We start from the raw sequence: 13,486 nt of genomic DNA on the forward strand, positions 1-13,486 counted from the left end.
ATCACAGAGATGGCAGGTTTCGCTGGCTTCAGCGGTATCGGCTGCCGCGCTTGTGGCGGCACCGCTGGTGGGGGCGCAAGCCGCCTCCGCACAGCCATACCCGCCAACGGGGGAGCCGCCGATGACCCTGAGCCTCAGCACATATGTGGTGCCCCAGGGAGGCAGTTTCACCTTCACCGCGACGGGTTTCACCGCCCGGCAGAGCATCTCCGCGCGGCTGGACCGGTCCGTGGTGCCCCGGTCCGTGCCGGCTCCGGGAGCGCATTTCGTCCTCGGCCGGTACCGGGCCGATGCCGACGGGAAGGTGACCGGGACCGTGACCGTCCCGAGGAGAACGCCCATCGGCGGGTACGACTTCAGCCTCGTCGGAAAGAATCCCGACCGCAGCTGCTCCGCCAAGGTGACGGTGGTACGCAGGTCCAGCCGGCCCGGCAGGCCCAACCAGCCCCGCCCCCAGGGCGGACACGGCCAACCGGTCCGACTCGACGGACACGCCCCGCAGCACCGCAACGACGGCCGGGGCCACTCGGACCACGGTGTGCTGGCAGCCACCGGCGACAAGCGCGCCCTGGCTCTGGGCGGCGCCGCGGCGGCCCTGATCACGGCAGGCGGCGGCACCATGCTGGCCGTACGCCGTCGCCGCAGCTCAGGACAGAGCTGACGCCCCCTCACAGTGGCACAACGCAACAGCGGCACAACGCAATAGCGGCACATCAGCGCAGCGGCCGACCGGTGAGACCGGACCCCGTGTCCCACCGTGGCCGCCTACGCTGACCCCGTGACCTCTCCCGCCGCCCGTACCGCGCTGGATCTCACCGCCGACCTCCCGGTCCCGGACCTGGAGGACTTCTACCGGGACCTGCACCGCCACCCCGAGCTGTCCCTGCGCGAGCACCGCACCGCCGGAAAGCTCGCCGGGCGGCTGCGGGCGGCCGGGTTCGAGACGGCCGAGGGGATCGGCGGAACCGGTGTCGCCGGTCTGCTGCGCAACGGGGACGGTCCTGTCGTGCTGCTGCGCGCCGACATGGACGCGCTGCCGGTGCGCGAGGAGACCGGGCTGCCGTACGCCTCGCGGACGGACGGCGTGATGCACGCCTGCGGGCACGACCTGCACGTCACCTGGCTGGCCGGGGCGGCCGCCGCGCTGGCCGCCGGGCGGGAGACCTGGTCGGGGACGCTGCTGCTGGTCGGGCAGCCCGCCGAGGAGACCGGGCAGGGCGCGGCCCACATGGTCGCGGACGGGCTGTACGAGCGGTTCCCGCGCCCGGACGTGCTGCTGGGGCAGCACGCGACCCCGGGACCCGCCGGCCTTTACCCGCACGCGCCGGGGCTGATCATGTCCGCCGCGACGGACGTCGACATCGTCGTGCACGGGCGCGGCGGGCATGGTTCGCGGCCCGAGTCGACCGTGGACCCGGTGGTGACGGCCGCGTTCCTCGTCACCCGGCTGCAGACCGTCGTCTCCCGCGAGCTCGCCGCCGGCGAGTCCGCCGTCCTGACCGTCGGCCGCATCGAGGCGGGCACCCGGCACAACATCATCCCCTCCGAGGCGCGCATCGCCCTGAATCTGCGCACCCAGTCCGACGAGGTGCGGGAGCGGATGCTCGCCGCGATCCGGCGCATCGCGCGCGGCGAGTGCCTGTCGGCCGGCTGCCCGCGCGAGCCGGAGGTGACGGTCGGCCACACCTTCCCGGTGACGGTCAACGATGCGGACACCGACCGCCGGGTGGCCGGTGTGCACGGCGAGGTCTTCGGCGAGGGAACCGTCTTCGACCCGGGCCCGGCGATGGGCAGCGAGGACTTCCCGCAGCTGGCGGCGGGCTCGATCCCGTACTCCTACTGGTTCGTGACGACCACTCCGGCCGAGGTGTGGGACCAGGCCCCCGGCGACGGTCTCACCGAGAAGTTCCGGGCGGTGCCGAGCAACCACAGCCCGCACTTCGCGCCCGACCTGTCCACGGTCGCCCCGGGTGTGCGGACCCTCGTCTCGGGCGCGCTCGCTCTTTTGTCAGTGGCATGACCTAGTGTTCGCGACCTAGGCTTCACCCAACTGCCACACGGCTCACAGGGGACACACAACAGCCGTGCCCGTGGCACCCACTTTTCTTCATTCGTTCCGGGGGGTTCGAATCAGCGTGCGCAAGCGCACCCTTACGGCTGCCACCACCCTGGCGGTCCTCATCAGCTCGGCGGCCCTCACCGCCACTCCGGCGTTCGCCGACACCACCACCGCCCTGCCGGTCAAGTCGGTCGGTGACGTCGTGGTGGACGGCGAGCACCAGCGGGTCTTCATCAGCGACCCGGACAACGGCAAGATCGTCGTCACCGACTACAACGGCCAGGTCATCAAGCAGCTGACCTCGCTGCAGGGGGTCACCGACCTCGAACTGTCGGCCGACTCCGACACCCTCTACGCGGCCGTCTACGCGGGCGGCCCGCCGGCCGTCGTCGAGATCGCCACGGCCTCCGCGACCCAGGTCGGGCACGTCGACCTGCCGTACAGCCCGAAGTACCTGGCCGAGGCGAACGGCAAGCTGTGGTTCGGCTACGCGCCCGGCGCGAACCAGGGCGGCATCGGCTCGATCGACCTGGCCGCCGCGGGACAGCCCGCGTCCTTCTTCCCCGACGAGGACTGGACCGCCGCCCCGATGGTGGACGCCGCCGGGAACACCCTGGTCGCGGGGCAGCCGGGCCGGAGCCCGCAGCACCTGGCCGCCTACGACGTCTCCTCGGGCACGCCCACCCGGACCGCACTGCGGGACGCGGACGGCGGCGGCATGAAGGAGCTGACCCTCACGCCCGACGGCAACGACGTCGTGCTGGCCAGCCCGGGACCCAACCACCACACCGTCTACCGGACCTCCGACCTGGCACCGGACGGGGAGTACCCCTCCGACAACTACGCCAACGCGGTGGACATCGCTCCGGACGGCTCCGTCGCGGCGGGCATCGACGGCCCGTACGAGCCGGACATCTACGTCTTCAAGCCGGGTGCGCACACCTCGGTACGGGAGTACGACTTCCGGACCACCGACCGGCTCGCCGACGGCGCCCTCGCCTGGGCGCCCGACGCCTCCCGCCTGTTCGCCGTGTCGTACAACAGCGACGGCGCCTACTCCCTGCGCGTCCTCGCCGGCCCCACCAAGGCGGTCACCACCGTCACGGTGAGCGCCCCGTCGTCCGCGGCCCGCGCCAAGAAGCTCACCGTCACGGGCAAGGTGACCTCCAAGGTCGCGCTCCCGGCGGGGGTCAAGCTGGCCGTCACCCGCACCGATCTGGACTCCCCGAACGGCAAGTCCCTCGCCACGGTGACGGCCAAGGCCGACGGCACGTACTCCTTCACGGACACCCCGCCGGCCGGCGGCAAGGTGAAGTACACGGTGCGGTACGCCGGTGACGCCGACCACGCGGCGGGCTCCGCCGCCGACACCGTCGACGTCTCGCGCGCCAAGCCGTCGCTGTCGGTCAGCAACAACGGCAAGGTGTACGCGTACGGCGCCGACGTGAAGTTCACGGCGCACCTCGGGTCGACCTACAAGAACCGCACGGTGGAGATCTGGGCCGACCCGTTCGGCTCGGACAAGCCCAACAAGCTGGTGAAGAAGGGCACGGTCAACTCCAGCGGCAACCTCTCCGTCACCCTGGACCTGAAGCGGGACACCAAGGTCACGGCGAAGTTCGCGGGCGACGCCCGCTACCAGCCCCGGTCCGTGTCCAGCACGGTCGGCGCCAAGGTGAAGGTGTCCACGTCGGTCAGCAGGCAGTACAAGACGAAGAGCACGTGGGGCCACACGTACTACTTCTTCCACAAGTCGAAGAACCCGCTGTTCACGACCACGATGACGTACTACCCGGGCCGTCAGCAGCGCCTGCAGTTCGAGGTGTACTACCAGGGCACCTGGTACGACGGCGGCTCGCAGTACTTCCCGGTGGGCTCCGACGGTGTCTCCCGGGTGGAGCTGGGCGGCGACCACGGCCAGGACGTCGGCTGGCGCTTCCGGGCCCGCTCCTCGTACCTCAACAGCAGCTCCGGTGACACCGTGAACTCCACGACGCACGGCGCCTGGAAGTACTTCACCTTCACCAGCTGAGCCACCGGCCGGGGTCTCACTGGGTCTGGAGCTGACGCAGGTGCTGTTGGACATGGTCCAGCGCACCCTCCTTCCGCCCCGGCACCCTGAGCCTCAACTCCGCCAGCGTGGGCCCGAGTTCACGGGCCCGCGCCGTGTCTTTGATGCACCCCCACTGGTGGTGGGCCCGGTCCGCGGCCGCCTCCACGGCGGGCGCGTCCGCCGCCTGCCCGGCGGCCAGCCGGGCGGAGGCGACCGTCAGCCAGGTACGGCAGCTGCGCACCGGGTCCCCCGCGAACATCGCCAGATCCGCGCGGACTTCGGCCCAGTGCAGCGCGTCCTCGGAGCCGGGGCCGTGCGCCCGCGCCGCGGCCTGCTCCCACCCCGCGGCGAGCCCGTCGGCCTCCGCGTGCCGCCCGGCCTCGACGGCGGCGGCGATGGCCGCGTGCGGGTCACCGCTTTGCGGCGTCGCGGCGGTCAGCAGGACATTCGTGGCGGCCTCCGCCGCCAGCCGCGTGACCACCTGCTGGTGCAACTGCTCCAGCGGCGGCCGATGCCCGCTGCGCAGGATCGTCGCCGCCGCCTTCATGTACGACGGCCGGCCGACGCCACGGCGGGGCGGCGGCGGTGCGATGCGGCCGTAAACGGCGTTGTTGCGACCGGAGTCGAGCGGGTTGGCGGCCAGATGTTCCCAGGTCTCGGCGTCCGCGTGCAGGTCGACGACGAGGGTCGTCGCACCGGTCGGGCGCAGGCGCAGCTCCTCGCGGATCCAGTGCCAGGGGAAGGCCGTGTAGCGGACGGTCGCGGCGGTGGTGCGGGCCAGTGCCAGATGGGGCAGGCGCTGGCGGCGGTCCAGCTGGAGCTGGCCGGTGACGAAGACCGTCAGCGGGCCGGGAGCGGCCGCGGCGGCGCGCAGGCGGGTGAGGACGGCCTGCGGTTCCAGGGGGTCGGCGAACTCGACCACGTTGGCGGTGTCCGTGCCGGAGAGCACGGCGGGGGCCACGGCCGCCAGGACGGGGAGCACGGAGGCCGCGTCCACCAGTTGCCCCCGGCCCATCGGCGAGGCCGCGAGCAGCAGCACGGTTCCGGGCATCGTCCCCCCTGTCGTCGGTCCCGCTGTCGTCGATCCCGGTGTCGTCGATCCCGCTGTCGTCGATCCCGGTGATCGGTCAGGGCAGCACCGTAACCGCTGCGGCTGCAAACAGAGGTGTCAGAGCCACAAACCTCCCTCCAACGCGACCCCTTGGGGACGGCGGACCGCGAAGATCGTGGTGTCGTCGCCCAGGAGACCGCCGCTGTGGCGCAGGACGCCGTCGCGGACGACCTCGACCATGCGCCCCGGTTCGGCGACGCCCGGGTCGGCGGCCACGGCACGGGAGACCTGCTCGTCGAGCGGGTAGAAGGAGCCGCGGCCGTCCCGGGCCTCGGTCACGCCGTCCGTGGTGAGCAGGAGCGTCTCGTCGGGGGCGACGGGAACACGGACCGTGACCGGCGGTCCGGCGCCGGGGAGGAGGTCGGCCAGGCCCAGGGGGAGGCGGTCGCCGGGCGGGAGCCGGCGCACTCCGTGCGGGCCGGCCGCGAGCGGCGGTTCATGGCCGAAGTTGACGATCTCGACCGTGCCGGCGTCGGCGTCCGAGTAGCCGAGCAGGACGGCGGTGGCGAAGCGGTCGCCGTCGTCCCGGCCGAGGGCGGAGGTGTGGAGGCGGTGGCGCAGCATGCGGGTCTCCAGGCGGGCGGCAACGGTCGCGAGGTCCGGTTCGTGGTACGCGGCCTCCCGGAAGGTGCCGAGCAGCGCGGCCGCCGCCTCCACCGCGCCCAGCCCCTTGCCCTGCACGTCCCCGATGAGGACGCGCGCGCCGTACGGACCGGGCTGGATGTCGTAGAAGTCGCCGCCCATGCGGGCTTCGGTGTCCGCGGCGAGGTAGGCCTCCGCGTGCTCCAGCCCCGCCCAGCGCGGCGGCAGCGGCCGCAGCACGATACGGCGGGTGGTCTCGACGATGGCCCGCATGCGCAGCAGGCGCCGCTCGCCGCGCACCCGGACCGCGCAGGCCAGCGTGGCCATCACACCGCCGAGGGCGACCAGGATGAAGTCGGGCATGCCCGCCTGGAACTCGTTGGGCCAGGTGCTGTCCAGCACGATGTACATGGCGATCGAGAGCAGCGCGAACCCGGCCGTGGTCCACACCCCGCAGATCGCGGCGGCGGTACCGGGCACGAGGACGGTCCAGGAGATGATCCGGAACCGCTCGGTGGTGTTGTAGTCGATCACCCCGATCCCGACGAGCAGCAGCAGCGGCGCCACCCAGGCGACACTCCGCCCACGGATCCGCAGCGGCTGCTGCCGCCGCAGGTCCTCGTCGTCGGTCACGCACCTCAGCCAAACACGGGAGGGTGCGGGCCGCATCCGGTCGACTTGCCAGGCACCCGCCCCAGGTGTGCTCTGGAAGGCGGGGGCGAGGAGAGAGGAGTGCTCTCATGGCTCATGCGGCACCCGCGTCCCGGGCGGTGACCCGGCGAGTCGGTCCGCCCGACGTGTTCAGCGAGCGGGCCCATGCGATCGCCAGGTGGGCGTGGCCCGTGACACTGGGGCTCGTCTACGGGTACTGGGCCGCGGCCAACGTCCGCTACGGCGGGCCCATCACCGGCTGGAACCTGCTGTTCGGCTTCGTGACCGCGATCGTGTTCGCCGCCGTGTACATGGGGATCCAGGCCCTGGCCCCGCGGCTGCCACGCGAAGTGCACGCGGTGCTGTGGGGAGCCTTCACGGCCATCGCGGTCGGGTTCCTGTACAGCCTGAGCGGCCACGGCCACACCGTGCTGGAATCCACGATCCTGGGCGTGGTCATCGGCGCGGCGGTGTTCTGCACGCTGTTCTACCGCTACTACACGCACGAGGACGCGGAGGGACACCGGATCCGCTGACCCGGAAGCCGGCCCTGAAGTCGGCCCTGAAGCCGCCCCGGAAGCCGACCCGGAAGAAGGCACGCGTGGACCCCGGCCCGACGGCCGGGGCCCGCGCGCTCCCCTGTTCCCACCTCACCCGCTCCTTCCCGTCCCGGTCGGAGACGTTCCGGTTCCAGGAAACACCCGTTCGGGTCAACCCTCCACCGGAGCGCGGAGTCCCGGACCCGCCGAGGGGACCGTCGGTGCGACGCCCGTTCGGCTGGACCTTGTGCTCCGAATGCCCCTGAATACCCCTGACTGCCCCTTGAATACGCCCGAATGCAGTCGCACCGCTCGCGCGCCCCGCCTCCGGGCCCTTGCCTGAAAGCGTGCCCCCACGCCTCAGGAGCGCCCTGTCGGCGGCGCTGATCGCCCTGTCCTGCCTGCTGGTGCCGTTCGGCGCGCTGGCGGCCTGGGCGGCGTACGGGCTCGCCGACACCGGCCGGTACGTCACGACGATGGCGCCGCTCGCCACCGACCCGGACGTGTGCAACGCCGTCGCGGACACCGTCGGCGCCGGAATCATGCGCGAGGTCGACAACCGGTTCGACGTCCGCCGGTTGCGGGGCGAGGTCGGGCCCTTCGTGCACGAGGCGGTGCGTTCCTTCACCCAGACCCCGGCCTTCCGTCTGGCCTGGGACGAGGGCAACCGGGCCACGCACGACGCCGTCCTGCGCGCGCTCCGCGCCGGGGACGACGAGCCCGAAGACGCCGTGACCGTCGATCTCGCCCCCCTCACCGCGCAGGTCAAGCAGCAACTCGCCCACGACCACGTACCGCTCGCGGCCCGCATCCCGGTCGAGCACACCGCGGTCGCCGTGCTCCCGGCGGGCCGACTGGCTCCCCTCCGGAAGGGTTTCCACATGCTCGAAGTCGCCGGCTTCTGGCTTCCCGTCGCGGCCGTCGTCTTCGCCGTCGCCGGGATCGCCCTCGCCGTCCACCGCCGCCGCGCGGTCGTCTCCGTCGCGCTCGGCACGGCCCTGGGCGGCGCCCTGCTCGGCGCCGCCCTCGCCGTCGGCCGTCGGCTCACCCTCGCCGACCTGCCCGCCGACGTGTCCCACCCGGCCGTGGGCGCCGTCTACGACGCCCTGACCGCCACCCTGCGCACGGTCTCCTGGCTGCTGGTGGGCCTCGGCCTGGCGGTGGCGATGACGGTGTGGCTGACCCGGTACGTCCGGGTTCTGTACGCTCGTACGCGTGACCTACCAGCCCGTCCGGGGTTCGGGAACGAGACCGTTCGAGCCGAACGGGGAGCCGGGGGCCGGTAGCCCCCGGCGGGCCGGACGAAGACTCGGCGCCTGGTGTGCGGCGCTGCTGCTCGCCGTTGTGAGCGCGGTCGTCGGCTGCCGTACGGCCGACACCGACGGTGTCACCCCCGTACCGCAGCTGCTGGCCTTCCTGCCCTGGCTGCTGGTCCCCACGGCCGTGGCACTGCTGTGCGCGTTCCGGACGCGATGGTGGCCGGGGCTGGTGTGGGGGGTGGCCGTCCTCGGACTGCTGGCGTGGTTCATCGAGCCGTACGGCAGGGTCACCGAGCCCACCGGCGCGCCCGTGGCCCAGCTGCGGGTACTGACCTCGAACGTGGAGTTCGGGCGCGGGACCGGCTCCCTCGTCCCCGAGATCCGGCGCCTGCGTCCCGACCTGGTGTTCGTCGAGGAGTGCGAGTACACCTGCCAGGCCGCCCTGGAACGGGACTTCGCGACCGCCTACCCGTACCGGCAGGCGGTCGAGGCGGGCGGCTCCGCGGGTTCGCTCGTCCTCAGCCGCTTCCCGCTCCACGGCACCGACGGCGTCCCCGGCACCATGGGCATGCCCGGCGCAGTCGCCGACGTACGCGGACACGACGTCCGCCTCCAACTCGCCCACCCCATGCCCCCGCTGCCCGGTCAGCTCGGCGTCTGGCGCCGCGAGCTGGGCCGGCTGCGCGACTTCGCCGCGGCCGGCGGACGGACCCCGACCATCCTGGCCGGCGACTTCAACGCCTCCCAGGACCACGCCGCCTTCCGCCGCATCCTCGACACCGGCCTGTACGACGCCGCCCGCCTCGCCGGCCACGACCGCACCCCCAGCTGGCCCGCCCGGACGTCCGCGGTGATCGGCGCCCAGATCGACCACGTCCTGGTGTCCCGGGACTTCTCCGCGACCGACGCCCGCTTCCTGCGCCTGGCGCACACCGACCACCGTGCACTGCTCGTCGACATCACACTCCACCAGCGGAAATGACCCGAAGCCGCTGCGGTGGGGCGGTGGTGAGCGGCGATAATGGCCGCATGTCCCGCGAGTTCCCCATCGGCCTCACCCCTCCCGACTGGCTGGTCCGGAACCTCCAACCCCAGCAGGCCCCCCTCAACTGGGCCGCCATGGCCCGCGCGGCCGTCGCCATGGCGCTGCCCCTCGCCATCGGGCTCGCGGCGGAAGAGCCCGCCTACGGCGCCCTCGCCTCCATGGGCGCCCTGTCCGGCGTCATCAGCGACACCGCCGACGCCTACCGCATACGGATCCTCAACATCGCGATTCCCCAGCTCTTCGGCGCCGTCGGCATCACCCTCGGCGCGCTCTTCCACGGTCAGGGCTGGCTCACGGTCGCCGTCGTCACCGGCGTCGCGCTGATCTCCGGGATGATCTCGACGATCGGCGCGGTGGCCTCCGTGTCCGGCCTGGTCCTCCTGCTCAACGCCGTGATCGGCGCGGGACTTCCGCTCCCCGGCGCATGGTGGCTGGCCCCGGCGCTGATGACCGCCGGCGGCCTGCTCGTCCTCCTGTTCGCCCTGCTCGCCTGGCCACTACGGTCCGGGGTGCCGGAACGGGCGGCGGTCGCCGACACCTACCGGACCGTGGCCACCCTGCTGACCGCCTGCGGCACCGAACCGGGGGCCGCGGGGGAGTACGACGTGGCCCGGCACGCCGTCACCCAGTCCCTGAACCAGTCGTACGACCTCATCCTCGCCCGCCGCGCCCGGCACCACGGCCGCAGCCCCGAACTGACCCGGCTGCTCGCACAGTTGAACGCGATCACCCCGATCGTCGAGGCGGCCCCCGCCGTCCGCCTCGCGGGCAAGAGCCTCGCGCCGCAGGTCCCGGAGGCGGTCCGCAACCTCGCCCAGGCGGTGGAGGCCGGCTACAACGGGCCGATAGCCCTCGATCTCCCCACTCCCACCACCGAGACGTCCCGGGCCGTCGACCACGCCCTGCGGCACGCGGCCGACGTCGTCGCCACCCCCGACGCGGACCCACGCGGCATCGACGACCGCCTCGGCCGCCCGGCAACTCTCGGCATCCGCACCGCCCGAACCGCCCGCAACGTCACCCTCTCCGCCAACTCCTGGCGCTACGGCCTGCGCCTGGCCCTGTGCATCGGAATCGCCCAGGCCCTGGTCTCGATCTTCCCGGTCCCCCGCTCCTACTGGGTCGCCCTCACCGTCACCTTCGTCCTCAAGCCCGACTTCGGCTCGGTCTTCTCCCGGGCACTGCTGCGCGCGCTGGGCACGGTGGCCGGGCTGGTGGTGGCGGCCGTGGTCCTCTCCCAGGTGCCGAGGGGCTGGTGGGACGTACCGGTGATGATGGTCCTGGCGCCCCTGATCCCGGCGTTCACCCCCCGCGGCTACGGCTACCAGACGGCCGCGATCACCCCGGTGATCCTGCTCCTGTCGGACATCCTGAACCACCTGGGAACGGCACTCCTGCTGCCCCGCCTGATGGACTCGCTCCTGGGCTGCGCCATCGCCCTGATCGCCGGCTACCTGCTCTGGCCGGAGAGCTGGCACACCCGGGTCGGCGACCGCCTGGCGGACGCCGTCGCAGACACGGCACGCTACGTTGAATCGGCCTTCGGAAAGGACACGGACCCCGCGGCCCGCGCCCGTATGCGCCGCCGCCTCTACCGCGACCTCTCCGTCATCCGGACGGAGTTCCAGCGCGCCCTCACCGAACCTCCGCCCACCGGCCGCCGCGCCGCCGCCTGGTGGCCCCTGGTCGTCGCCGTGGAGCGCATCGTCGACGCGACGACGGCGGCCCGGGTCCGGGTACGGCACGGCGCGCCTCCCCCGTCCCCGGCCGAGATCAACCAGGTCGCTCTGCAGCTCAGGGAGTTGTCGGACGGTGTCCGCGAGGCGGAGACCCTGGTCGCGGTCCGGACGGACCTCACGGGCCCGTCGGGAAGCGTCCTGGAACCGCTGCGGCAGGAGGTGGCGGCGGCCAGGGCGATCGCGTCACCGCGCTGAATCCGCCACTGCCGCCCCTCCTCAAGATCACGCTGTTTGGCCGCTAACCTTACGTGTCCGTCCTGGCCAGGGATTGACGGGAACAACTCACGCGAAGGGTTGCGCACATGGGCATTCTCACTCTCCTGCGGAACGCATTCGGCCGGTCACGCAAGGGTCGTACCGCCGAGGCAGAGGGTGCGGAACTAGTTCCTTCGCAGGAGCAGGAGCCGACCTCCACCCCCACCTCGATCCCCTCTCCGGCCCCCGAGCCGGAGCCCACCACCACCGCCCACGTCCCCGAGCCCCGCTCGTCCTCCTCGGCGGAGCACGAGCTGGTATCGGCGGCCTTCAACAACGTCACGGTCCCCAAGCCGACGACGGAACCCACTCCGACGACAGAGCCGGCCACCGAGCCGAAGCCGGTGACCAAGGCCGAGCCAGAGCCTGTCGCCGAGGCAAAGCCGGTGACCGAAACCGAGCCGGAGCCGACCGCCGAGGCCGAGGTGGAGCCCGCCGCTGACCCCGAGGCGCAGCCGGAGGCTGTGGCCGAGGTGGAGCCGGAGCCCGTCGCCGAGACCGAGCCGACGGCTGTGGCCGAGGCGCAGGCAGAACCGGTGGCCGAACCGGAGCCGGAGCCGACCGCCGAGACCGAGCCCGTCGCCGAGGCCGAGGCGCAGCCGGAGGCTGTGGCCGAGACCGAGCCAGCGGTTGAGCCGGAGCCGGTGGCTGTGGTCGAGGCGGAGCCGACCGCCGAGACCGAGGCCGCCGCTGAGGCGGAGCTGGAGACCACCGCTGAGCCCGAGCCGGAGGCTGTGGCCGAGGCGCAGGCAGAGCCGGTGGCCGAGCAGGAGCCGACCGCCGAGGTCGAGGTGGAGCCCGCCGCTGAGCCCGAGCCGCAGCCGGTGGCTGTGGCCGAGGCAGAGCCCGCCGCCGAGGCGGAGCCGGAGGCTGAGGCCGAACCGGAGCCGACCGCCGAGGCGGAGCTGGAACCCGTCGCCGAGACCGAGCCGGCGGCTGAGGCCGAGGCACAGGCAGAGCCGGTGGCCGAACCGGAGCCGACCGTCGAGGCCGAGGTCGAGGTCGAGCCCGTCGCCGAGGCCGAGCCGGTGGTGGAGACCGAGCCGGAGCCGGTGACTGTGGTCGAGGCGGAGCCGACCGTCGAGGCCGAGGCCGAGGTGGAGGCCGCCGCCGACATCGAGCCGGAGACCGAGGCCGAGCCGCTGGTGGAGCCCACCGAGCCGGAGGCCGAGATCGCCTCCGACCCTGAGCCGGCCGCCGAAGCCGAGGTGGAGCCGGTGGCAGAGCCTGAGCCCGTCGCCGAGACCGAGCCCGAGCCCGTCGCCGAGGCGGAGCCGACGGCGGAAGCCACTCCCGAGCCCGAGGCGGAGGCGGAGCCTGCGGCTGCCCAGACGGCCGACGAACCGGAGGCCGCCGACGGCGAGGACGCCCCGCAGGAGCCACTCGCAGCCGACAACGAGACCCGCACGGGTGGTGCGGGTGGGAACGAAAAGGCCGAAGGCGAAGCCGAGGCCAACGCCGCCGAGCCCCCGCAGGGACTCGTCACCGCCTACGACGCCGCCGCAGCCGCCCTCGACAAGGCCGACCTCACCGGCACCCGAGCCAAGGTCTACCTCGTCCTCGACCGCTCCGCCTCCATGCGCCCGTACTACAAGGACGGCTCCGCCCAGGCCCTCGGCGAGCAGACCCTCGCCCTCGCCGCGCACCTCGACCCCGAGGCCACGGTCCACGTCGTCTTCTTCTCCACGGAGGTCGACGGCACCGCCGACCTCACCCTCACCGCCCACGAGAACAAGATCGACGAGGCTCACGCCGGCCTCGGCCGCATGGGCCGCACCAGCTACCACGCCGCCGTGGAGGCGGTCCTCGCCCACCGCGACAAGTCGGACGACCCCACCGCCCCCGCCCTCGTCGTCTTCCAGACGGACGGCGCCCCGGACGCCAAGACCCCCGCCACCCAGTCCCTCACGGACGCCGCGAAGAACCACCGCACCGTCTTCTTCTCCTTCGTCGCCTTCGGTGAGCACGACAACAAGGCCTTCGACTACCTCCGCAAACTGAAGACCGACAACACGTCCTTCTTCCACGCGGGCCCGACCCCCCGCGAGCTCACGGACACGGAGCTCTACGAGGGCGTACTGGCGAACTGGCGCCCGTAACCTCCCCTAACCCCCCGTGGCTCTCCCCCCACCCCGATGCCGCCCGCTTCTCACCCCGTAAAACGGGAAGCGGGCGGCATACACATGTCGGCTA

10 protein-coding genes are annotated in these 13,486 nt (G+C 72.8%); 8 read left to right on the plus strand and 2 right to left on the minus strand.

Features of this window, described 5'->3' with window-relative positions; translation table 11 throughout:
• Positions 1-121 precede the first annotated feature (121 nt).
• The 3 genes from ACIPSA_RS22955 (at position 122) to ACIPSA_RS22965 (ending at position 4,091) form a co-directional block, all read left to right on the plus strand.
• Complete coding sequence (locus tag ACIPSA_RS22955; protein ID WP_402637833.1) at positions 122-661, plus strand: hypothetical protein; 540 nt, start codon at positions 122-124, stop codon at positions 659-661.
• A 117-nt stretch (positions 662-778) separates the two neighbouring features.
• A complete protein-coding gene (locus ACIPSA_RS22960) occupies positions 779-2,020 on the plus strand; it encodes an amidohydrolase (protein ID WP_402637834.1) in 1,242 nt (413 codons plus the stop codon).
• A gap of 115 nt (positions 2,021-2,135) precedes the next feature.
• Complete coding sequence (locus ACIPSA_RS22965) at positions 2,136-4,091, plus strand: Ig-like domain repeat protein (protein ID WP_402637835.1); 1,956 nt, start codon at positions 2,136-2,138, stop codon at positions 4,089-4,091.
• A gap of 16 nt (positions 4,092-4,107) precedes the next feature.
• Here the strand turns inward: ACIPSA_RS22965 and ACIPSA_RS22970 are convergent, their stop codons facing one another.
• A complete protein-coding gene (locus ACIPSA_RS22970) occupies positions 4,108-5,163 on the minus strand; it encodes a hypothetical protein (RefSeq protein ID WP_402637836.1) in 1,056 nt (351 codons plus the stop codon).
• Between the two features lie 117 nt (positions 5,164-5,280).
• Positions 5,281-6,474, minus strand: coding sequence for a PP2C family protein-serine/threonine phosphatase (locus tag ACIPSA_RS22975; protein WP_402637837.1), 1,194 nt, complete (start codon positions 6,472-6,474; stop codon positions 5,281-5,283).
• Positions 6,475-6,545: 71 nt separating this feature from the next.
• Here ACIPSA_RS22975 and ACIPSA_RS22980 point away from each other — a divergent pair, with 71 nt between their 5' ends.
• From ACIPSA_RS22980 to ACIPSA_RS23000, 5 genes are all read left to right on the plus strand, one after another.
• Positions 6,546-6,992, plus strand: a complete 447-nt coding sequence (locus tag ACIPSA_RS22980; RefSeq protein WP_402637838.1) for a hypothetical protein — start codon at positions 6,546-6,548, stop codon at positions 6,990-6,992.
• 350 nt (positions 6,993-7,342) lie between these two features.
• A complete protein-coding gene (locus tag ACIPSA_RS22985) occupies positions 7,343-8,281 on the plus strand; it encodes a hypothetical protein (RefSeq protein ID WP_402637839.1) in 939 nt (312 codons plus the stop codon).
• 43 nt (positions 8,282-8,324) lie between these two features.
• Positions 8,325-9,236, plus strand: a complete 912-nt coding sequence (locus ACIPSA_RS22990; protein WP_402638128.1) for an endonuclease/exonuclease/phosphatase family protein — start codon at positions 8,325-8,327, stop codon at positions 9,234-9,236.
• A gap of 47 nt (positions 9,237-9,283) precedes the next feature.
• Positions 9,284-11,233, plus strand: a complete 1,950-nt coding sequence (locus ACIPSA_RS22995; protein WP_402637840.1) for an FUSC family protein — start codon at positions 9,284-9,286, stop codon at positions 11,231-11,233.
• A gap of 107 nt (positions 11,234-11,340) precedes the next feature.
• On the plus strand, positions 11,341-13,392 hold the full coding sequence (locus ACIPSA_RS23000) for a VWA domain-containing protein (protein WP_402637841.1): 2,052 nt from the start codon (positions 11,341-11,343) through the stop codon (positions 13,390-13,392).
• The last annotated feature ends 94 nt before the right edge of the window (positions 13,393-13,486 follow it).

Source organism: Streptomyces sp. NPDC086549 (assembly GCF_044746205.1).
Taxonomy (GTDB): domain Bacteria; phylum Actinomycetota; class Actinomycetes; order Streptomycetales; family Streptomycetaceae; genus Streptomyces.

What these genes read in the sequence shown, in the direction of transcription:
- ACIPSA_RS22995 (WP_402637840.1), top strand. Translation starts at nt 9,284, where the DNA reads ATGTCCCGCGAGTTCCCCATCGGCCTCACCCCTCCCGACTGGCTGGTC.
- ACIPSA_RS22975 (WP_402637837.1), bottom strand. Translation starts at nt 6,474, where the DNA reads ATGCGGCCCGCACCCTCCCGTGTTTGGCTGAGGTGCGTGACCGACGAC.
- ACIPSA_RS23000 (WP_402637841.1), top strand. Translation starts at nt 11,341, where the DNA reads ATGGGCATTCTCACTCTCCTGCGGAACGCATTCGGCCGGTCACGCAAG.
- ACIPSA_RS22980 (WP_402637838.1), top strand. Translation starts at nt 6,546, where the DNA reads ATGGCTCATGCGGCACCCGCGTCCCGGGCGGTGACCCGGCGAGTCGGT.
- ACIPSA_RS22955 (WP_402637833.1), top strand. Translation starts at nt 122, where the DNA reads ATGACCCTGAGCCTCAGCACATATGTGGTGCCCCAGGGAGGCAGTTTC.
- ACIPSA_RS22970 (WP_402637836.1), bottom strand. Translation starts at nt 5,163, where the DNA reads ATGCCCGGAACCGTGCTGCTGCTCGCGGCCTCGCCGATGGGCCGGGGG.